Here is a 19,131-nt window from a genome sequence, read left to right on the forward strand (position 1 = left end):
TAACGACAAATGACTATTGAGTTTTTTGTATATAGCATTTATTTCGTTTTCTGCTGTTCTCGTGTGTTCGCTGGTTGCGTGAGAGAAAACCTGAAGGTAACTACTTACTCGATAAGGAAGAGCAAAATGAAGGAGAGCACGTTTAAGACCCGAAGTTACTTGTTTGCCGTGATCGTGTTGCTAAGCAGCCTGGCCACTGGCTCCGGTCATAGCGCCGAAGGCTACGCCACCCGCTATTGGGATGGGTGTAAACCACATTGTAGCTGGGCAGATAATACCTCCATCACGCCGGTAAAAACCTGCAATATCAACAATCAAGACAATGGCGATAATGCCGACATTGCGAGCGCTTGTAATGGCGGCGATGCATTTACCTGCTGGGATATGGCACCGAAACGGATAAGCGATACCCTTTCCTACGGTTATGCGGCAGTCCCTGCTAGCGGTGATATCTGTGGTAAATGCTACCAGCTAACATTCACTGGAAAAGGCAAGTACAACGATCTAGAGCCAGGCTCTCAAGCGCTAAAAGCCGCGAATAAAACCATGATTGTTATGGCTACCAACATTGGCTATGACGTGCACGGCGGGCAGTTTGACTTGCTTATCCCGGGTGGTGGCGTTGGCGCATTCAACGCGTGCAGTAACCAATGGGGCGTGAGCGACCATGAGTTAGGCGCACAGTATGGCGGCTTCTTAACATCTTGCCAAAGTCAGCTTGGATACAGCGACACCGAAGCACTGAAGTCTTGTGTGCGTAATAGCTGCGACAGTGTATTTAGTGACCCATCTATGGATAGCCTAAAACAAGGCTGTTATTGGTACCTTGATTGGTTCGAGATGGCAGATAACCCAATGTTGGAGTACGAGGAAGTGGCTTGTCCGACAGCCTTGTTAGAAGGCGCACTACCACACCATATATTTGCTCCAGCCGATGATGGCAACGGCGGCGACACGGGCGGCGACAATGGCAACGGTGGTGGCGATAATGGTAGCGGCGGCGGTGACAATGGCAGCGGTGGTGGAGACAACGGCGGCGTAGAAACAGGCCAACTAAGCTGTACGATTGACAGCTCAGATGCATGGAACAGCGGCTTCGTTGTTAACGCCACCATTACCAATAACAGCCAAGCACCGGTTTCGGGCTGGAAGGTGGAGCTTACCTACCCCTATGCCGTTCAACTATCCAACGCGTGGAGCAGCCAAGTTACAGTGTTAGCCGATGGCTTAGCTATGTCTGCAGAGAATGTGAGTCACAACGGAAACCTAGCCGTTGGAGGCAGTACGTCGTTTGGCATGCAAGGCACCCACGCAGGCGACTTTGCGCCACCTAGTTGCAGTGTTGTGAGCCAGTAAAAGTAGCGGCTTAGCAAGGTAGTATTCGATACAAGCAAGGAGTGATGCAGCTTGAATAGGCAGGCTTGGCGATAAATAAGTATTGCTAAGCCTGTATTTTGCTGGGTCTTGCAACCAGCACCATCGACGATAAGCCGCCTTGCACGGCTTAACTCCGTTACGTACTGGCTCTCAGACCTCGACGCAGTGAGCCGAGCTTGCCAACTGATTACCCTCCAGCCTAATTATTCAAGCGAGTAATAGTCTACAGCAACATAAACCAAGGCTCACTCAACGTTGATGGTAATCACTTCCGACACCACTGCCTTATCGTGCGGGCGGTGCAAGAAATCGCCCAACACCAACTGCAAGGAGTGTTCGCCGGGTGCCAGCTCGATAGTAGTCTCTGTCTGCCCACCACCAAAGTGCAGGTGGTTGGCATCAGCCGGGATCGGCGCTCCAGCCGCAGGCGTGGGCGCATCCACAATCAGGTGGTGATGCCCAGTGTTACTGGCTTCGATACCAGCCGGTGCAACCCCCATCCCCTTTAGACCGAAGATCACTTTAATAGGGCTAGTTACCGTGTCCCCATCACTAGGTGTGACGAAGTAAACCTGAGCACCATCGGGAGACGGCGTGGGCTCGATTTCAGCGTTAGCCATAAAAGGGAAAAGCACTAGAGCAAAAACAGTGAACAGGTTCGTCAGATTGCTTGTCAGGTATTTCATCGCCACGTCCTTATCGGTTGTTGGTGGTTTGGCAGTATGAAATCAAACGGTAGTGGTGAGAGGACCTGGCTGCGAGTTTGCTTGCGATAACATAGACTGAGAGGTGTAAAACTTTGACTCCACCTAAGCAGAGAAGTAAGTCAATAGGTGCTAAATACCGATGCAAACTGAAGATTTAGACAATGATCTACTGTCTGGCGTAATATCACAGGAAAGCTACAAGAAACTTCTTGAGGCTGAAGTCTATGGCACGGCTACGCCAATGCAGTGGTTGGAGAAGCGATTGCTCCTAATTCTTTCTGCCGTTAACTCTGGAGTAGTTGTTTCATTTGATACTGGCATCGAAAGTGGTCAGATTGAAACATCAGAAGAGTTTAGTGTTTGGTGCGAGAAATACTTCCCTGATGCTTATCACTCATTTATCGCTGGCAAGCATAAGCATCACCACCACTAAAACGCATGGTAGAAACTTGTTAGTAAGACTACCCGCTAGATTCACTAGCTTTAGTGATACCCTTCTCTCACTGCTACTTTACCAACTTCAATATCAATAAGGATGCGATGCAGTTGTTCGAAACCAAGAGACTATTAGTAAGGCCCCTGTCTCATAAAGACCTATCAGCCCTCACTGCCATCCTAAGCGACCCCGAGGTAATGAAGTATTCAGTTCGCGGAGTATGCGATGAGGCTGCTACCAAAGCGTTTATCGATTGGTGTTTAACATGCTACTCATCGCAGGGTGTCGGCCCTTGGGCATTGGTCGAGAAAGAGACTGGAGAGCTTGTCGGTTTCTGTGGCGTGGAGCCTGAACTGATTGCGGGTGTAGAGGAGATCAACCTTGGGTATAGGCTAGCGCAGAAATTCTGGAATCAGGGTTTGGCGACAGAGGCTGTACATGGTGTTCTTGAGTATGCGTTTCGCCACAAGGGCTGTGAATCGATTGTGGCAATCATCGAGCCAGAGCACATCGCTTCTGTCAGGGTGTCGGAAAAAGCAGGATTTACGCGTTACACAATGCTGGAGTTTCACAATCGGCCAGTGCGTATATACCGGATGAATAGCCAAGAGTGGGAAATGGCTAGCTCCAGATGATTTAACTAGGCTTTTACACTTTAGATATCCAGAATAAATCATTACAAAACAACGAACTACAAAGCTGCTATGCTAGCGGCGTAAGATAGTGTCAAAAGGAAAAAATCGTGGGAATAGTCATTGGCTTCACCCTACTTATAGTCGCCACAGTTTCGCTGATAGTGAGTATCTAAAGTTTGGTAGCGAGTGCTAAAAAGGCAAAGCAACAAGGCGTATTCGATAAGTTCGAACTCCACACCGCTGTTTGCACCTTCCCCGTATGGTTGGTTGTTTTCTACTTTCCTACGGGTGATTACTCAGCGCCGAGCCACTTAGATAGTCTTCTTATCGTGTGGTCAGTTAAGACCGCATCTATGATTTTGGCGCCGGCCATAGTTGCAAGATTGGTGCTATCTGTTAGGTCGCGTATTGGTAAGCCAAGTCACATAGAACAGTGATGATTAATGTGTTGGCTTACTTAAGTATTACCAACACGAGTTTTCCTATCTCAAGGAGAGTTGTATGAGTCAGTTAGTCGTTGTTGCAAGGTTCTCATTTCCCCATGAGGCGCATATCGCTAGAAGTATGCTGGAAAGCGAAGGCGTTCCGGCCTTTGTGGCGGATGAGCATACCGTGAACATGCAGTGGCTGTACTCCAACGCTATTGGAGGTGTGCGCCTGCTTGCGCCAAATGGTCATGCCAAGCGCGCTATCGAACTTTTGCAGCAGGACAACTCTGACACGCTTTGCGAGGTATTGGCCGAAGAGTATCCCGACACCGCAGATGCTTGCCCCGACTGCGGCTCCACCGAAATCGAGCCCTATACCCAAGGGAAGAAAGCCGCATTTGTGGTGTTCCTGTTACTGGGCTTTCCTTTGTTCTTCTACAAACATGGCTTACGTTGTCGACACTGTGGGTGTTTTTGGCGAACATAGCCATTCGCGGGTGAATTAGCGGCTAGCGCTTTAGTACCTAGAGACATACAGGGAGTGAATCATGCAGCATAAAGGAAGCTGTCACTGCGGGGCGGTGACATTCGAGTTTGAAGGGCCAGAGATCACCGCAGGCTTAAAGTGCAACTGCTCGATCTGTCGCCGAAAAGGCGCGACCATGACGGAGTATGTGATCTCTCAAAACGACTTGACCATTACTGCGATTGCAGGTGCGCTTTCGACCTACGAATTTGGCAGTTGCGTCGCCAAGCATCACTTTTGCAATCGCTGCGGGATCTACCCCTTCCACCAAACCTTGCGTAAGCCCGGTGATTACAGGGTGAATATTGGCTGCCTTGAGGGTATCGATTCAACCACTCTGCCCTATCAAGTGTTTGATGGTGCTTCGCTTTAGCCTGAGTTCCATAGCGAATATCAGCAAGCGAGATTAACCGCAACGATGAGTTATCTAACACGATGAGCCTTGAGCAAAAACTACCTACCGTCGAATCACCCTGTGTGCGAAATTGCTGCCTAGATGAGCAAGATATTTGCTTAGGGTGTTTTCGTAGTATTGATGAGATCGTCGGATGGTCGGCTTCATCCGCAGATGAAAAGCGAGCGGTTTTAATAAACTGCGCCCAGCGCAGAGCACAGCGCAACAGTAAGTTCTAAGCTGCGCGGCCAATGGCAATCGAGCTTAGCGTTTTGCTATAGCCCGCAGAGTTCAACCCAATGCCACACGAGGCCCGTTACCACTAACAAGGAGAGTACTTTGACCATAGTTGAGAAGATCGTCGCGCGAGAGCTCGACGCATTGATTGTGTATGAATCCAATGATGTGATTGCGTTCGCCGATCATGACCCCATCAACTCCGGCCACATCCTTATTGCCCCTACCCAATGCTATGAGTCCTTTATTGACCTGCCCATTGCCATTCATGATGAAATCCAGCAGGTAGCCCGAGACTTGTACCAACGGATTACCGCCAAGTTCAACCCTCAGGGGATTACGTTTATTCAGAACAATGGCAAATTTAACGACCTTGGCCACTACCACCTGCATATCTTTCCGCGCTTTGATGGAGACCGATTCGGTTGGACCAGCAACGAACACGGACTCCAGTCCCCGGATATGTTGCGCGAAAAGTTGGCCGGATTGTAATGCTATGGTCGCTGCTCATTCGCGCAATTAAGCGTTTGTTTGTAGCGGCTGTTAGCTCCATCTTAGCGCTTTGTGCTGGCTGAAAGCGCCGCTATCCCCCCAATAACTATAGGGTTTCAGGTCTTTGTGAGGATTTACTTATAACCTACACAGGCATCTGAAGTGATAAATTATAACCATATGCTATAATGCGCGCTCATTTTACACGTGCCACCGGCACTTTGAGGACCCATGAGTCAAGGCATTGACAAATATAGTATTGAAAACACCGACTACACCGTAGGACAAGATAACATCACAAAATGGGGGTTCGACGTTCACAACCCCGTCTTTGGCATTAGCGCTGGGCTTATCGCCCTGTTCGTCGCAGCGCTGCTAATCGCCGACTCTTCCACCGCAAAAGCCGCCCTTGATGGTGCCAAATGGAGCATCATTGCCAACTTTGATGGCCTGTTTATGTGGGCTGGCAACGTCTTTATCATCTTCTGTATTGGCTTGGTGCTCTCGCCCTACGGCAAGATCCGCATTGGCGGCGCCGACGCACAAAAAGAGTATTCCAATATCTCATGGCTGGCGATGCTGTTCGCTGCAGGCATGGGTATTGGACTGATCTTCTACGGCGTGGCAGAGCCTGCCGCCTACTTTACTGGCTGGTACGAAACCCCGCTCAATGTAGAGCCGTTTAGCGAAGAGGCGAAACGCGCGGCACTGGGCGCGACCATGTTCCACTGGGGCTTCCATGCCTGGGCGATCTACGCGGTTGTGGCACTCTCCATCGCCTTCTTTGCCTACAACAAGGGGTTACCGCTGTCGATTCGCTCGGTGTTCTACCCGCTACTAGGCGACAGAACTTGGGGCTGGGCGGGCCATATCATCGATATTCTGGCGGTACTGGCGACCTTGTTTGGTCTGGCGACCTCGCTGGGGATAGGTGCGCAGCAGGCGGCAAGCGGCTTGGGCCATGTGTTTGGCTTTGAGTCGAACATCGGCGTTCAGCTGGGCATCGTACTGTTTGTGACCTCACTGGCGGTGGTATCGGTGGTTCGCGGTATTCACGGCGGCGTGAAGGTGCTGAGCAATATTAACTTGGGCGCAGCCTTCGCACTGTTGGTGTTTGTAATTATCGCCAGCATTACCATCTTCTTTGACTCTATTGCGACCACTTGGAGCTCGTACATGGAGTACGCCATTCCGCTGAGCAACCCTTACGGGCGCGAAGACGAGGCCTGGATGCACGGCTGGACCGTGTTCTACTGGGCATGGTGGATTTCGTGGTCACCTTGCGTGGGCATGTTTATTGCGCGCGTGTCGAAGGGCCGAACCATTCGCGAGTTCCTGATTGCAGTGATTGTGATCCCGACCCTTATCACCCTGTTCTGGATGTCTGCTTTTGGCGGCGCGGCGATTGACCAAATCGCTAACAAGGTGGGCGAGCTGGGCCAACACGGCCTGACCGATATCACCCTAGCGCTGTTCTACACCTACGAAGCATTGCCACTCAGCTCGCTGCTGTCGATGCTGTCGGTGTGTCTGATTATGGTGTTCTTTATCACCTCATCGGATTCAGCGTCGCTGGTGATCGATAGCATCACCGCTGGCGGTAAGGTAGATGTACCGGTACCGCAACGTGTCTTTTGGGCGACCACCGAAGGCGTGATTGCCGCAACCCTACTATGGGTAGGCGGCACTGAGACCATCGAGGCGCTGCAAGCCGGCACCATCTCAACCGGCCTGCCGTTCACCTTTGTGCTAATGCTGATGTGCGTCACCCTGCTAATGGGGCTGAAGACGGAGCTAGCCAGTACCAAGTTGGACTACGCGAAAGCATAGGCTAACGCATTACCTAAAAGCCGTGGCACCTTGTCACGGCTTACTTCCATACAGATTTTCCCCTCTATTAGCCTACCCTCTACAAACAGTACCGCGATGTTTCAGCTATTTTCTTCAACCCGTTTGTAGAATGCTATTAAACACCATCCGCGCTGATGTTTGCTTTGGTCCCCTTTCCCCCGCAAGCCGTTCTCTTTGATACGACTCAACTAATTGATATGCTTAGTCAAATGCTTAAGGAGTAAGCAAACTATGTCATCTTTTTTCTGGAACATGTTTCAATCTGGCCAAATTGATCAAAACGCAATCAAGTCTTCACACAACTCGGTGCGTACCAACAGTAACAGCCAAGACCTCACCTATCTGCAAGATCGTCTTGACACGCTTTCACTAGCGAATCAGGCGATGTGGGAACTGCTCTCCGAGCAACTCGGTCTTAGCGAAGCGGATCTGTTGAAACGAATGGAGCACATAGACTTAAGAGATGGCGTAAAGGATGGCAAAATCACCAAGCCGGTTATTCAAAAGTGCCCGGAATGTGGTCATCAATCTAAAACCCATCGCGCTTGCTGCTATTGGTGTGGAGCAAGCTTAAGCTCGACTAGCCCGTTTGCAGGGTAAGAGTAATGATCAATTGCGACCAGGTACTGGGATGGATACTGACGTTAGACCTTTTCAGACTATTTGGCGCTGGTGACTGATGTCTTTGAAGAGCAAAGGTATGCTGCTCAAATTGAAATTTCTGCTTGTTTTCATTGGGGTTATTTTCTCCTTGATACTGGGCGGTGAAGGTATCTATGTGGGCTTATTCGCAAGCTCAGAGAAACTCGCGAATTACCCATGGGGCACCGAATCTGGGTGGCGTTACACTAGTAAAACCCACTACATGCTTAGTGGTATAGCTCAAGCACTACTGAGTTGGGTACCTTTACTGGCTTTGCTGACGTTCCAACGTAGAACAATGCACCAACGAAAAGTGGTCGAATAAGGTCAATGACCTTGTTGTTACTCACTCCTATTTTCTCAACAAGAGAGACTACGATGCACAAACTGATAAGCACCATTACTCTGGCTTTGCTATTAACCGCCTGTGATACCGTATCCAGTGTTCAGGGGCTGCTCGAGCAACAGAATCAAGGCCAAGAGTATGTGCAGCAACACTACGGGCTCGATTCGCAATTGGGCTTTCAGATAACCAATGGCGTGCTAGAACACGTAACCTTGGGGCTCAATGCCAAAGACGTGCAGAGCTATCACATCAGCCAGCTAGAAAGCATTGCTCGCGATGTCGCAGCGCATACCTTCGAAAGTGAACCCCAAGCTTTGACCATCCAGCTGTTTGTCAGCCAGCAATAAAGCACTAGCGCTACACCAGCGTGTCGAATTTCTTCAATACCTGCCAGTCTTAGCGCGCTAGCTTATCTCCGTTCACAGCCTAAACCACAAGGAGATAAGCGATGACAATGCGCAGCAACTACATGGCCTTAGCGCCCAAAGCAATGCACATACTGGTGGCGCAGGAGGCCTACTTACGCGAGCAGTTTAGCGCGTCCGAGATGGTCAATCTCACTACCTGGGAGCTGGTTAAACTGCGGGTATCGCAGCTTAATCAATGCGCCTTTTGTATCGATATGCACAGCAACGATGCCCTTGAGCAAGGTGAGACAACAGAGCGTATTGTTGGCCTCAGTGCCTGGCGAGATATGCCGCTATACTCAGCCACAGAGCGGGTTGCCTTAGACTGGGCCGAGCACATTAGTGGCGGCTTAGCGGTTGATGATCAACGCTACCAGCGAATGGTGCAGTCCGTGGGCGAGCAAGCAGTGGTAGATCTAACCATCGCAATCAATGCCATCAACAGCTGGAATCGCATTGCCAAAACATTTAAACCGGAGGTTGGCAGCTATCAAAAGCAATAACGCAGCAGAGCCGGGTTTCCACTTTCAGCTGGCCCAACCTTCGGGTCAGCTAGGCGCGGTGGTGCAAGGGATTTGGTCGGCGATGGTGACGCAAACCGAGCCGGTGGCTAAATCGCTGTATTCCGACGCAGGCTCAGGCATTGTGTTTAATCTATCTGGCGAGGTGAGCGTCAATGGCGCTCCCCTGCCCCAAGGCGTGGTTGTACTACCGGTGAACAAACGCGCTGAGCATATCGAGCTGGCCTCGGGCTCGTGTATTGCCGGCATTCGTTTCCATCCAGCCATCTCCTTTGGGGTGTTGGGTCAACACGTCGCTACGCCAAGCCTGATCTCGCCCGAACAAGCACAGCGTTTTGCACTGCTGGAGGTACTCACCGAGCTGCAGCAAACACGCGACACAGCTAAGCACCTACGCATCCTCGAGTCTTGGGCACAAGCGCAATTTAGTATTGGCGAGGTACTGCCAGATTACTTGGCGGTTGCGCTGCGCGGCCTTGAGAGCGATATGTCCCCCGGCCAGTTGAGCGCTAACCAGCCACTCAGCCAGCGGCAACTCGAGCGAGTGTTTAAAGCCTGGCTGGAGATGACCCCCAAGCACTACCAGCGGATTATGCGCATTAAAAAAGCGGCGCTTTACTTGCGTGAGCACAAGCACGCCAACTTGGCCGATGTGGCCGCCCAGTTCGGCTTTAGCGATCAAGCACATATGACCCGCGAGTTTCGCGCCATCGCCGATACTACTCCCGGCAAGCTCTAGGGCCTGTTTTGGGCTGACCGAAGCGAAATCAATATCACCGAAGCTGCTCTTTGGTAATTTGTCAGTATCGGCAGATGCCAGCAATCCAAGGACGAATCATGCAAACTCAACAGCTCTCTACCTGCTTTTGCACTAAGCAAGTCACCGCTTGTCGCGACTTTTATATTCAGTTCTTTTCGGCCAAGGCGGTATTTGACTGTGGCTGGTATGTCACGGTCAGTATCAATCAAACCGGCCCGGAGCTGAGCTTTATCGAGCCGCAAGGAGAGATGCCAGAATTTGCCGGCGCCGGTGTTATGCTCAATTTTAAGGTGGCAGATGTGGATGCAGAACATGCGCGCTTGACTAGCGCGGGCCTCGCCATCGCCATGCCGCTGGAAGACCACCCTTGGGGCGATCGCGGTTTTTCGGTCGTCGACCCCATCGGCAACACGGTATATATCTACTCCGACCGCGAACCTAGTGCGGAGTTTGCACAGTTTATCAGCAGTTAAGCATCACATTTGGGTATGCCCGAAGAGTGACCTTCTCCGCTAGTTAAGTTACTGTTTAGACAACGTTCCTGCAGTAAGGCTTGGATAGCGGTATGGCCTATAGATGTGAAATTATCGAGCATAGCGTAAGCGGCGGAAAGCCAAGCCGCTTTGAGCCAGTAAGCACCTCGCAACGGCCCGAAATCCTGGCTGAAACCAGTAGCCACCAACTTATAATCTCAGATGATGCATTCTACTTGCAGCAACTGGATGGCCAAGTCGTGTGGCAACGCCCCTTGTACTTCACTCAAGACTTGATGTCGGAGTTTAGCTACCGCCGCGCTTGGCGTAAGCCTCACGAACAGCCCAAAGAGAACGAGGCGCGCCCTTTTAAGGTATGGATCTCCGACGACCGTCTGCTAGTAGCAACATGCAGCAGATACTACGATTCCGCCTGGGGCACCACCGGCCCCATGTTTATATTGGATATGAAAGATGGCTCAATCATCGCTGAAATGATGGGCCAGAGCGCAGCAGCACTCGGTGGCGGATGCTTTATCACTGGCCGCTCAGGCTACAACTGGTATGACTCCCGCTTGTTCAATCGTGACGGCGAGGTGGTCTGTGAATGGCCTAGCTATGGCGACTACATCGTGACCGGCAACGATGATATCCGGCTGCTGGAAGAGCGTCACAACAGTGACGACACTCCTCATTTAGTCAGGCTACTGCCAAACGGTGAGATAGAGCGAGGCGTAGCGCTTAATCAACAAAGGCAGTCAGCGCCTGTAGTGCTGCCTGATGGCGCATGTGTGTTCTTCGATAGTGGTGTGCTGCGTATTGTCGACAAAGAGCTAAATGAGCAGCTCAGCAAGCCACTACTCCCCCCTAGTGAGGAGTTAGGCAGCACCCATTGGCATCACCTAGAACGCAAAGGCCAGTACATTGAAGCGAGCATTGATAACAGCCAAGGCGATAGCGCTAGCCGTGTTGTGCAAACTTGGCTGCTCTCTATCAGCAAAGAAACTTCAGCAGTACATAGTCTTTAACCGAGCGTCGCAATCAGCACCGGCGTCGCTAGCGCAATAACCCGAGGAGCGCACAATGAAAGGATTTCTAAGAACTAAGCTGCTAGTGCTAGCAAGCCTCTTTAGCCTAACGGCCTGCCTTGGTATGCCCGACTCGGTCAAGCCAGTTAAAGACTTCGAGCTAGATAACTACCTCGGTACTTGGTACGAGATTGCCCGCCTCGACCACTCCTTTGAGCGCGGCCTTAGCCAGGTGAGCGCCGAGTACAGTCTGCGCGATGACGGCGGCGTGCGGGTGATTAACCGGGGCTACTCGGCAGAGAAAGGCGAGTGGAAGGAGGCCGAGGGCAAAGCCTATTTTGTGCAAGACAGTCAAACCGGCTATTTGAAGGTGTCGTTCTTTGGGCCGTTTTATGGCTCGTATGTGGTGTTTGAGCTTGATAAAGAGGACTACCAATACGCCTTTGTCTCCGGGCCAGATACCGACTACCTGTGGCTACTAGCGCGCACGCCCAATGTTGACCCGGCGCTAATTGAGCGTTTCACCACGATGGCGCGAGATAAGGGCTTTGATACCTCGCAGCTAATCCTGGTCGAGCATGGAGAGAGCCAATGAGCCGAGCAACGCTATCTGGCATGCTGCTGGTAACGACACTGCTTGCCACGGCTCTACTGTTTACCAGTGGCTACAGCGCGGCAGCACTTGCGCCCAACTATCAAAATCTGCGCGACTTAGACGCCATGCTCGACTATATGCATGAGCACCCTGAGGTGGCCGCTCGCCTCGATAGCATCGATATGCGCGAGTATGTAATTCACTACGATGACACCTGCCGGATTGAGTTTATGCGCGAAGCCCGCATCACCCCACCCGGCTGGGCAGGCCCAGCGGCGCCATTGGTGTTTAAAGCCGATAGCTGTTCAAGTCAAAGAGCTACGCAGAGCCAGCTACACTAAGTAGTCCAGCCCAACAATAGCGGCGAGCCCATGGACGAGCTCAAAGACTTCACCCAACACTTACGCAGTATTCACTTTGCCATGGTGCTGACCGCTGGCGCGATCCTACTTGGACTCAGTAGCAGCAGCTCACTGTATGAAACCGCGCTGATGCAACTGCGCGATATCAACCGCTTAAGCGAACAGCTCACCGCCGAGAGCCTGACTGAAGCCCTGCCCACCAGTGACGCTCCGCCTTCCGATACCGCAACGACCGTGAGCCTTGCTGAGCTTGTTGAAGAAACGCTTTACGAATACCTCGAAGCCCTCGACCTGCCCAACCAGTTCGAGCATTTCCACTTCTACGCCTACGAGTATTTGGATGACCCCAACTACGAGACTGAACTGCCAGAATACTTTCACTGGTTTGAGCGCCACTCGCTACTGCTATATGATGGCAAGAAAGCCTACCCCAATGCAGGGCACTGGATGTATCACCAAGGCCAAATCTTGGCTGAGCAGCGCGAATATGTGGACCGTTTTCTGCTGGTTGATAAGATACTGCGCAATCCAATCTTCGATCCCGGTTATCTGGTGGAAGGCAGCAAGATCGCCGAGATCAACCGCCCTGCCGAGCTCACGCTGAGTCAGCTTGATCTAAACCAAGTCACCCGGCTAACCGCCAGCCTGCAAGCGCTGATCATCACAGATAAGGCCTCGCGTGCCGATTACCGTAACAGCCAGCAGATCCTTGAAGAGGACCCCATCGGCTACGAGCGTTTCAGTGGCAGTTTCGATCTACTCAAACTCAAGCTCAGCCTCTACCCGGTTGAGCACCCGGATGCGCTCAACGGCAATCTGTCGCTAACCTTGCACCTGCCCTTTATGTTCGAAGTGCATGAATTTGCTTGGATTAACGCCTTGCTGGCAGAGCTGGAGTCAAGCACGCAAGTTAGTCCTCGCTATCAAAATGGGCTGCGCAGCAGCGCAGAGTTATTCCCCGAGCTGTTTCAGGTGACCGAGCTACTCGCCTCGGCCAGCTACGCAGACTTAGAGCGCTACCTGCTCGCCCAACAGCAGCAAAACAATGCACCGCTTAACCTATTTGGCCTGAGCATCGATAGCCAACTCATCGGCCTGTGGGGCGTGGTGGTGCTGGTGTTTATCCAGCTCTACTTTGCCATGCACTACCACAACCTAGTGAAGCTGATGGCCCAGCATGCGCGCTTTCATTACCCGTGGATCGGGCTGTATCGTGATCACCTGTCACGCCTGCTGTTCCAGCTATCGCTGCTGCTGCCCACTGGCGTCACGCTGAGCATGGCGATCATCCACGGTGTGGGAAGCTATGGCTTTCGAGTGGCCTTGGTGGTGATCGCCCTGCTGACCTTGGCGCTTATCGAGCGCGATTATCTGCGTAGCCAGCGGATGCGGGCTTCGGTGAGCTAGCTAGCAGCCCGTTTCAGTGCTGCTCTAAGCAGAGCTTTCAATCAGGTTAAATGAATCAACATCAATACTTTGCCAATCTTTGGTCAGATAAGAGCGCACATTATTGAAGTTTTTGACCACATGGTTATAATCCGCGACCAAGTTTTGAGCTGTATATCACCGGTAATCTGGACCGGAAGTTTCTACCGCGGGACCGAATCCTGCGACTACAGTCCTCACCTGCCTAATGCCTGAATCTCACCGTTCTGATGCTAATGGGGTAGATGTACATCCGTTGATGTCCAGCTCAAGTGATCCCTTTAACTATCGATAATCAGGCTGACCGTGACTACTGCAACCACACTGTCCAAACCGACTGGCTTCCGTGCTGTACTGGATGCCACCTTCAAAATCAGTGAACGTCGAAGCACCATTAGCACCGAGCTATATGCGGGCTTTCTTACCTTCCTGGCCATGAGCTACATCCTGGCAGTTAACCCAGCCATTCTGGGTGATATTCCGGGTATGGATGGCGGCGCTATCTTCACCGCAACGGCGCTGGCAGCCGCCTTCGCCACCTTTGTGATGGGCGTGTTTGGTAACTATCCGGTGATGCTGGCACCGGGGATGAGCATGAACGGCTTCTTTAAAGGCCTGCTGTTCTCGGGCTCGGTTGCCCTGCTATGGCACGAAGCGCTGTTTGGCATCTTCCTCTCTGGTGTGGTTTACCTGATTTTCTCGATGACCAAGATCCGCAAGACCATGATCGAGTCGATCCCGGAAGACCTTAAGCTGGCGATCACTGCCTCGCTAGGTATGTTCATCGCCTTCCTTGGCCTGAAAAACGCCGGCATCATTGTCGCCAATCCGTTCATTCTGGTGAGCATGGGCGATGTGTTGCAGCCACAAGTGGCGATTGCTTACATCAGCTTATTTGTGGCGCTGGGCTGCATGGTGCGTGATATCAAGCTGGCCACCTTTATTGCCTTTATCTGCTCAATGGTACTGACCGTTCTGGCCGACCTGTTTATGGGCACCAATAACGCCGCCTTCCCAGAGCAGTTGGTATCTGCGCCACCGAGCATGGCAGCAGGCTTCGGTCAGATCTTCAACTTCAGCCATATGACCGCTGAGAAGCTGTTTGATCTGCTGTTCGTGGTGATCATCTTCTTTATCGTCGACTTCTTCGACGGCCTGTCTACCATCGTCGGTGTAGGCCGCGACGCGGGCATTATCGACAAAGACGGCAAGGTGCCGAATGCTCGCTCAGCGCTGATTGCTGATGCAGGCGGCACCGTAGTGGGCACCGTACTGGGCACCACCTCGGTCACAGCCTTCTCGGAGTCGGGCATTGCCTCGGCCCAAGGCGCCAAGACTGGCCTGGCTGCGGTTACCGTAGCGGCGTTGTTCCTGGTATCGCTGTTCCTCTACCCGATCTTCTCAATGTTTAGCACTGCCATTGTGGCACCCGCGATGATCACCGTGGGCGTTTACATGATTGGCCGCTTGGGCCAGATCAAGTGGGACCAGAAAGAGTCGCGCATCGCCGCCTTCTTTACCGTGATGTTTACCGTGCTTAGCTTCTCTCCAGCCAACGGTATGGCGATGGGCTTTATTAGCTACGCCTTCGCCATGTTGGCCGCCGGTAAGGGCAAGCAGGTTCACCCTCTCATCTACGGCCTGTCGCTGATCTTCATCGGCTACCTGGTTATGCTGTAAGGCTGTAATAGAAAGAACGCTATGCAATACCAACAACAAGATACAGCGACGCGGGCGCTAAACCCGCTGGAGCAAGCCATTCTCGACAAGGGTGTGGTGAAAAGCGCGGCGGCTTTGGATGTGAGCGCCTTTATCAGCCGCCAGATCGACGTACAGCTGCTGAACTGGTGTGCCAAGGCCATCGCCGAGCACTATCGAGACAAGCAGATCGATAAGATCGTCACCATCGAAGCCGGTGGTATCGCCATTGCCACCTTGGTGGCCTTGGCGATGGAGCTGCCCTTAGTGGTGGGCAAAAAAGCCGCCACCATCTTGGACAACGCCGAGCTGCTGAGCACCGAGGTAAAAAGCTTTACCAAGAACACCCAGTACACCCTTACCATGGATAGCTGCCACTTTAGCCCCGGTGAGCGGGTGCTGTTTGTCGACGACTTCCTGGCCCACGGCCAAGCCGTGCTGGGCATGCAGGAGATCTGTCAGCAAGCCGGCGTCACCTTGGCCGGCCTGGGCATTGTGATTGAAAAAAGCTTCCAGCAAGGAGCGCAGATTGCCGAAGATAACGGCATCGCGGTACTATCGCTCGCCCAGCTTGCCTCTCTAGAGCCTGCGGTGAGCTTTAAGGGCCTGTAGTCGCGCTATCTTCCCGCTAACGGTGGTTGCCGTTGGCGGGAGTTTTCTCTCATTTGGTTGCTTAGTCCTAGTAGCCTGCCGTTCTCTACCTTTAGATACTTTTACATATCTTTAGACAAATACTTGGCTACTAGAACACTTCCCCCTCCGTCACAACAGATAGCACCAGCCTGCCTAAGATCACAGGTTTTTTCCGCTACAGGAAACAGCCAGTGAAAGTTTCATTTTTTCCTTCCATGAATTAATTGTTTTATCAATAGCAGCTATCTGTTTGGTTCTTCTTACATAGACAGTGAGCTTTATATCAGTAATTACTTGAAGCAACGCTAACTTGGTTTTCGATAGAGGGCTGTTGCCGACTCTATCTGGTCGTCAAGCAACGCGCTGTCAGCCAAGGCCCTTCTGTTACTGCTATCAACACCCGCAGAGCGAACAGGTGCCGAAGGCTGTATTGAGCATGTGTTGAAGGCCACCAAGACAACTTGCCCATCAGCGGCAAACTAAGGCCCTTCCCTCAGCTCTGGCAACGCCCAAAAGCACCAATACACAGCACGCGCGCCTCCCCCATCGCACAGGCATTCGCCACTGCGATTAAAACCGGTAGCGCGCGCTGTGTGCTGAATTAAAGGAATATTACGAGGGCAAATTATGGAAAGTAATACGCGTAACCTAAGCACGCTACGGCGTACTTGCTGCGCTTGTGTGGGAGGAGGCCTGTGGTTGATGTCACTCGGCTCGGCCCAGGCAGCGACCTGCGAGTACCTTATCTCCAACCAATGGAACTCCGGCTTCGCCGCCGAAATTGTGATTACCAACGATGGCGACACTGCCATTAATGGCTGGGACATCAGCTGGGCCTATCAGGGCGTTGATCGTATCAACAGCAGCTGGAACGTCTCACTATCGGGAAGCAACCCCTACAGCGCCAGTGGCGTGGGCTGGAACGACAATATTCCGGTCGGCGGCAGCGTCAGCTTTGGCTTCACCGGTACCAAAGGCGCAGCTAGCGCCGAGATACCGGAAGTAAGCGGCGATGTGTGTGCGCCAGCCAACCAAGCACCAGTTGCTGCGGTGAGCGCCGATGTCATCTCCGGCGATGCGCCGCTTACCGTGATGTTTGATGCCACAGCCTCTGAAGACCCTGATGGTAGCTACGCCGGGCTCAGCTTTAGTTGGGACTTTGGCGACGGTAACCTTGGCCAAGGCGACATGGTCAGCCACACCTACCAAGGTGCTGGAACGTTTGTAGCAACCGTCACCGTGACTGATGAAGGCGGCGCAGCGGGCTCGGCCAGCGTGTCCATCACCGCCATTGGCAACGAAGCCCCCATTGCAGCGGCGAGCGCCACCCCAACGCAGGGCCCAGCCCCGCTCGAGGTGAACTTCGATGGCTCCGGCTCTTACGACCCCGACAATGGCCCAGAAAATCTGAGCTATAGCTGGGACTTTGGCGACGGCAATAGCGCCGTTGGGCTCTATCCAAGCCACACCTACACCGCAGAAGGCAGCTACCAAGCCACACTCACGGTGAGCGATGGCGAAGCCAGCGCCAGCTCGGTGGTAAATATCCTGGTGGGTGATATCGCAGAGCGAGTCGATAATCCTTTCGTCGGCGTAAAATACTACGTCGATCCGCTATGGTCGGCCAAGGCCGCTGCAGAGCCTAATGGCGAGCTGATTGCCGGCTACAACACTGCGGTATGGATGGACCGCATCGGCGCAATCACCGACGGCATCGGCCTACGTGGCCACCTCGATGAGGCGCTGGCCCAGCAAGCCGGGATGTTTATGTTTGTGGTGTACGATCTGCCCAACCGCGACTGCGCGGCGCTAGCCTCCAACGGCGAGCTGCGGATCAGCGAAGATGGCTTTGCGCGCTACCAAGATGAGTATATCGCGCCGATCATGGAGATTATCTCCGATCCGAAATACGCCAATCTGCGCATCGTGGCCATCGTCGAGGTCGATTCACTGCCTAACCTGGTGACCAACCTCAACGAGCCTGACTGCGCCGAGGCCAATGGCCCGGGTGGCTACCGCGACGGTATTCGCCACACCCTCAACGAGCTGGGTAAGCTGGACAACGTCTATGCCTATCTGGATATCGCCCACTCGGGTTGGCTGGGTTGGTCGGATAACTTTGCCGAGGCAATCACGCTGATTGGCGATGTGATTGAGAGCAGCGATACCGGCTGGAACAGTGTCGCCGGTTTCGTGACCAATACTTCCAACTACACCCCAACGGTTGAGCCCTTCCTGCCAGACCCAGAGCTGCGCTTTGGCGGCAACCCAATCCGTTCCTCGGATTTCTATGAGTGGAACAACTATCTGGATGAGAAGACCTTCGCACAGGATTGGCGTCTGGCCATGATCGAGCGCGGCGCACCTGAAGGCATTGGTATGCTGATCGACACCGCCCGCAACGGCTGGGGCGGCGCCAATCGCCCGACCCAAGTGAGCAGCTCCACCAGCCTGGAAACCTACGTGAATGAATCGCGGGTGGACAAGCGAGAGCATCGCGGCAACTGGTGTAACCAACCGGGCGGCGTGGGCTTTAAACCTTGGGCAGCGCCTTATGAGGGTATCGATGCCTTTGTTTGGGTCAAACCACCGGGCGAGTCTGACGGCGTGGCCGATCCGGACTTTACCCCCGACCCGAACGATCCGGCCAAACGCCACGACCCAATGTGTGACCCGAATGCGGCTAACCGCTACAAGCCGTCGGTTGGCACCGGTTCAATGGCAGGCGCACCCCATGCCGGTCGCTGGTTCCCCGAGCAGTTCGCGGTTCTTATCGAGAACGCTTACCCACCAGCGAGCGATTCTGCAGGCCCACCACCGCCACCACCACCACCGCGTGATGACTGCGCAGGTCTCGACCCCTCTGCGCCTTTGGTGATTAACCAAACCGGCGTGAAGTATGAGATTGATCTGGGCTGTGAAGCACCTATTCACGTGCAGTTTGATCCCGCCATTGCGCGCAACCTCTATGTGGAGAACACCGGCGATGCGTTTAACGTAAGCATTAGCACCAGCAGCGGCAGCTTCGCTGCATCTGGCCACTTTATTAGCAAGTCGCTAAGCGGTGAGACTGCTGTAACGGTAGAACGGGTGGATGCCGCGACCTCGATTTATCTGCGAGTAGACTAAGTTGAGTGTTGCTAAAGGCTAAGCCCGAG

General features: G+C 53.0%; 21 protein-coding genes and 1 riboswitch. Of the genes, 20 read left to right on the forward strand and 1 reads right to left on the reverse strand.

Translation table 11 applies throughout. The features are described from left to right. Positions 1-126: 126 nt before the first annotated feature. Positions 127-1,356: a cellulose binding domain-containing protein gene (locus G461_RS26170; protein WP_157360350.1), complete on the forward strand. Its 1,230-nt coding sequence runs from the start codon at positions 127-129 to the stop codon at positions 1,354-1,356. 266 nt (positions 1,357-1,622) lie between these two features. Here G461_RS26170 and G461_RS0116805 read toward each other — a convergent pair whose 3' ends face one another. Next, positions 1,623-2,063, reverse strand: coding sequence for a DUF4399 domain-containing protein (locus G461_RS0116805; RefSeq protein WP_026972709.1), 441 nt, complete (start codon positions 2,061-2,063; stop codon positions 1,623-1,625). A 160-nt stretch (positions 2,064-2,223) separates the two neighbouring features. Between G461_RS0116805 and G461_RS0116810 the strand changes: the two genes are divergently transcribed. The 19 genes from G461_RS0116810 to G461_RS25975 all read left to right on the forward strand — a co-directional run bounded on the left by G461_RS0116810 (position 2,224) and on the right by G461_RS25975 (position 19,102). Next, complete coding sequence (locus tag G461_RS0116810; RefSeq protein WP_026972710.1) at positions 2,224-2,517, forward strand: hypothetical protein; 294 nt, start codon at positions 2,224-2,226, stop codon at positions 2,515-2,517. A 107-nt stretch (positions 2,518-2,624) separates the two neighbouring features. Continuing rightward, positions 2,625-3,155 carry a GNAT family N-acetyltransferase gene (locus G461_RS0116815; protein WP_026972711.1) on the forward strand — a complete coding sequence of 177 codons (531 nt, stop codon included), beginning with the start codon at positions 2,625-2,627 and terminating at the stop codon, positions 3,153-3,155. A gap of 501 nt (positions 3,156-3,656) precedes the next feature. Beyond that, entirely contained in the window at positions 3,657-4,070 is a 414-nt protein-coding gene (locus G461_RS0116820) for a putative signal transducing protein (protein ID WP_026972712.1), read from the forward strand. A gap of 61 nt (positions 4,071-4,131) precedes the next feature. Further along, on the forward strand, positions 4,132-4,482 hold the full coding sequence (locus tag G461_RS0116825; protein WP_035480479.1) for a GFA family protein: 351 nt from the start codon (positions 4,132-4,134) through the stop codon (positions 4,480-4,482). 62 nt (positions 4,483-4,544) lie between these two features. Next, entirely contained in the window at positions 4,545-4,742 is a 198-nt protein-coding gene (locus G461_RS25970) for a DUF1289 domain-containing protein (protein WP_084429321.1), read from the forward strand. Between the two features lie 100 nt (positions 4,743-4,842). After that, the gene (locus G461_RS0116830; RefSeq protein ID WP_026972714.1) at positions 4,843-5,232 is read left to right on the forward strand and encodes an HIT family protein; all 390 of its coding nucleotides are present in this window, start codon (positions 4,843-4,845) and stop codon (positions 5,230-5,232) included. Between the two features lie 231 nt (positions 5,233-5,463). After that, positions 5,464-7,062: a BCCT family transporter gene (locus tag G461_RS0116835; protein WP_026972715.1), complete on the forward strand. Its 1,599-nt coding sequence runs from the start codon at positions 5,464-5,466 to the stop codon at positions 7,060-7,062. A 252-nt stretch (positions 7,063-7,314) separates the two neighbouring features. Continuing rightward, positions 7,315-7,683 carry a bL32 family ribosomal protein gene (locus tag G461_RS0116840; protein ID WP_026972716.1) on the forward strand — a complete coding sequence of 123 codons (369 nt, stop codon included), beginning with the start codon at positions 7,315-7,317 and terminating at the stop codon, positions 7,681-7,683. A gap of 420 nt (positions 7,684-8,103) precedes the next feature. Continuing rightward, on the forward strand, positions 8,104-8,418 hold the full coding sequence (locus G461_RS0116850) for a hypothetical protein (RefSeq protein WP_026972718.1): 315 nt from the start codon (positions 8,104-8,106) through the stop codon (positions 8,416-8,418). A 101-nt stretch (positions 8,419-8,519) separates the two neighbouring features. Continuing rightward, on the forward strand, positions 8,520-8,981 hold the full coding sequence (locus tag G461_RS0116855) for a carboxymuconolactone decarboxylase family protein (protein WP_026972719.1): 462 nt from the start codon (positions 8,520-8,522) through the stop codon (positions 8,979-8,981). Then, positions 8,959-9,738 carry a helix-turn-helix domain-containing protein gene (locus G461_RS0116860; RefSeq protein ID WP_245587187.1) on the forward strand — a complete coding sequence of 260 codons (780 nt, stop codon included), beginning with the start codon at positions 8,959-8,961 and terminating at the stop codon, positions 9,736-9,738. The genes G461_RS0116855 and G461_RS0116860 overlap by 23 nt, the downstream gene beginning before the upstream one ends. A 98-nt stretch (positions 9,739-9,836) precedes the next feature. Further along, complete coding sequence (locus G461_RS0116865; protein WP_026972721.1) at positions 9,837-10,232, forward strand: VOC family protein; 396 nt, start codon at positions 9,837-9,839, stop codon at positions 10,230-10,232. Between the two features lie 92 nt (positions 10,233-10,324). Further along, positions 10,325-11,260: a hypothetical protein gene (locus G461_RS25615; RefSeq protein WP_051333634.1), complete on the forward strand. Its 936-nt coding sequence runs from the start codon at positions 10,325-10,327 to the stop codon at positions 11,258-11,260. A 55-nt stretch (positions 11,261-11,315) separates the two neighbouring features. After that, positions 11,316-11,855 carry a lipocalin family protein gene (locus G461_RS0116875; protein ID WP_035480482.1) on the forward strand — a complete coding sequence of 180 codons (540 nt, stop codon included), beginning with the start codon at positions 11,316-11,318 and terminating at the stop codon, positions 11,853-11,855. Next, on the forward strand, positions 11,852-12,196 hold the full coding sequence (locus G461_RS24560) for a ssr3402 family protein (protein ID WP_051333635.1): 345 nt from the start codon (positions 11,852-11,854) through the stop codon (positions 12,194-12,196). The genes G461_RS0116875 and G461_RS24560 overlap by 4 nt, the downstream gene beginning before the upstream one ends. Before the next feature lie 30 nt (positions 12,197-12,226). Next, the gene (locus G461_RS0116885; RefSeq protein WP_026972723.1) at positions 12,227-13,624 is read left to right on the forward strand and encodes a hypothetical protein; all 1,398 of its coding nucleotides are present in this window, start codon (positions 12,227-12,229) and stop codon (positions 13,622-13,624) included. A 129-nt stretch (positions 13,625-13,753) separates the two neighbouring features. Then, positions 13,754-13,853, forward strand: a riboswitch (purine riboswitch). Positions 13,854-13,948: 95 nt separating this feature from the next. Beyond that, positions 13,949-15,322, forward strand: a complete 1,374-nt coding sequence (locus G461_RS0116895) for an NCS2 family permease (RefSeq protein WP_026972724.1) — start codon at positions 13,949-13,951, stop codon at positions 15,320-15,322. A gap of 21 nt (positions 15,323-15,343) precedes the next feature. Next, positions 15,344-15,952, forward strand: a complete 609-nt coding sequence (locus G461_RS0116900; protein WP_051333636.1) for a xanthine phosphoribosyltransferase — start codon at positions 15,344-15,346, stop codon at positions 15,950-15,952. A 648-nt stretch (positions 15,953-16,600) separates the two neighbouring features. Continuing rightward, positions 16,601-19,102 (forward strand): glycoside hydrolase family 6 protein, encoded by a 2,502-nt coding sequence (locus G461_RS25975; RefSeq protein WP_084429323.1) that lies wholly within the window; start codon positions 16,601-16,603, stop codon positions 19,100-19,102. The last annotated feature ends 29 nt before the right edge of the window (positions 19,103-19,131 follow it).

Source organism: Aliagarivorans marinus DSM 23064, from assembly GCF_000429485.1.
In the GTDB taxonomy this organism is placed as follows: domain Bacteria; phylum Pseudomonadota; class Gammaproteobacteria; order Enterobacterales; family Celerinatantimonadaceae; genus Aliagarivorans; species Aliagarivorans marinus.

What these genes read in the sequence shown, in the direction of transcription:
- G461_RS0116885 (WP_026972723.1), top strand. Translation starts at nt 12,227, where the DNA reads ATGGACGAGCTCAAAGACTTCACCCAACACTTACGCAGTATTCACTTT.
- G461_RS25970 (WP_084429321.1), top strand. Translation starts at nt 4,545, where the DNA reads ATGAGCCTTGAGCAAAAACTACCTACCGTCGAATCACCCTGTGTGCGA.
- G461_RS0116865 (WP_026972721.1), top strand. Translation starts at nt 9,837, where the DNA reads ATGCAAACTCAACAGCTCTCTACCTGCTTTTGCACTAAGCAAGTCACC.
- G461_RS0116835 (WP_026972715.1), top strand. Translation starts at nt 5,464, where the DNA reads ATGAGTCAAGGCATTGACAAATATAGTATTGAAAACACCGACTACACC.
- G461_RS0116855 (WP_026972719.1), top strand. Translation starts at nt 8,520, where the DNA reads ATGACAATGCGCAGCAACTACATGGCCTTAGCGCCCAAAGCAATGCAC.
- G461_RS0116840 (WP_026972716.1), top strand. Translation starts at nt 7,315, where the DNA reads ATGTCATCTTTTTTCTGGAACATGTTTCAATCTGGCCAAATTGATCAA.
- G461_RS0116900 (WP_051333636.1), top strand. Translation starts at nt 15,344, where the DNA reads ATGCAATACCAACAACAAGATACAGCGACGCGGGCGCTAAACCCGCTG.
- G461_RS25975 (WP_084429323.1), top strand. Translation starts at nt 16,601, where the DNA reads ATGGAAAGTAATACGCGTAACCTAAGCACGCTACGGCGTACTTGCTGC.
- G461_RS25615 (WP_051333634.1), top strand. Translation starts at nt 10,325, where the DNA reads ATGGCCTATAGATGTGAAATTATCGAGCATAGCGTAAGCGGCGGAAAG.
- G461_RS0116820 (WP_026972712.1), top strand. Translation starts at nt 3,657, where the DNA reads ATGAGTCAGTTAGTCGTTGTTGCAAGGTTCTCATTTCCCCATGAGGCG.
- G461_RS0116810 (WP_026972710.1), top strand. Translation starts at nt 2,224, where the DNA reads ATGCAAACTGAAGATTTAGACAATGATCTACTGTCTGGCGTAATATCA.
- G461_RS0116825 (WP_035480479.1), top strand. Translation starts at nt 4,132, where the DNA reads ATGCAGCATAAAGGAAGCTGTCACTGCGGGGCGGTGACATTCGAGTTT.
- G461_RS0116850 (WP_026972718.1), top strand. Translation starts at nt 8,104, where the DNA reads ATGCACAAACTGATAAGCACCATTACTCTGGCTTTGCTATTAACCGCC.
- G461_RS0116805 (WP_026972709.1), bottom strand. Translation starts at nt 2,063, where the DNA reads ATGAAATACCTGACAAGCAATCTGACGAACCTGTTCACTGTTTTTGCT.
- G461_RS24560 (WP_051333635.1), top strand. Translation starts at nt 11,852, where the DNA reads ATGAGCCGAGCAACGCTATCTGGCATGCTGCTGGTAACGACACTGCTT.
- G461_RS26170 (WP_157360350.1), top strand. Translation starts at nt 127, where the DNA reads ATGAAGGAGAGCACGTTTAAGACCCGAAGTTACTTGTTTGCCGTGATC.
- G461_RS0116815 (WP_026972711.1), top strand. Translation starts at nt 2,625, where the DNA reads ATGCAGTTGTTCGAAACCAAGAGACTATTAGTAAGGCCCCTGTCTCAT.
- G461_RS0116875 (WP_035480482.1), top strand. Translation starts at nt 11,316, where the DNA reads ATGAAAGGATTTCTAAGAACTAAGCTGCTAGTGCTAGCAAGCCTCTTT.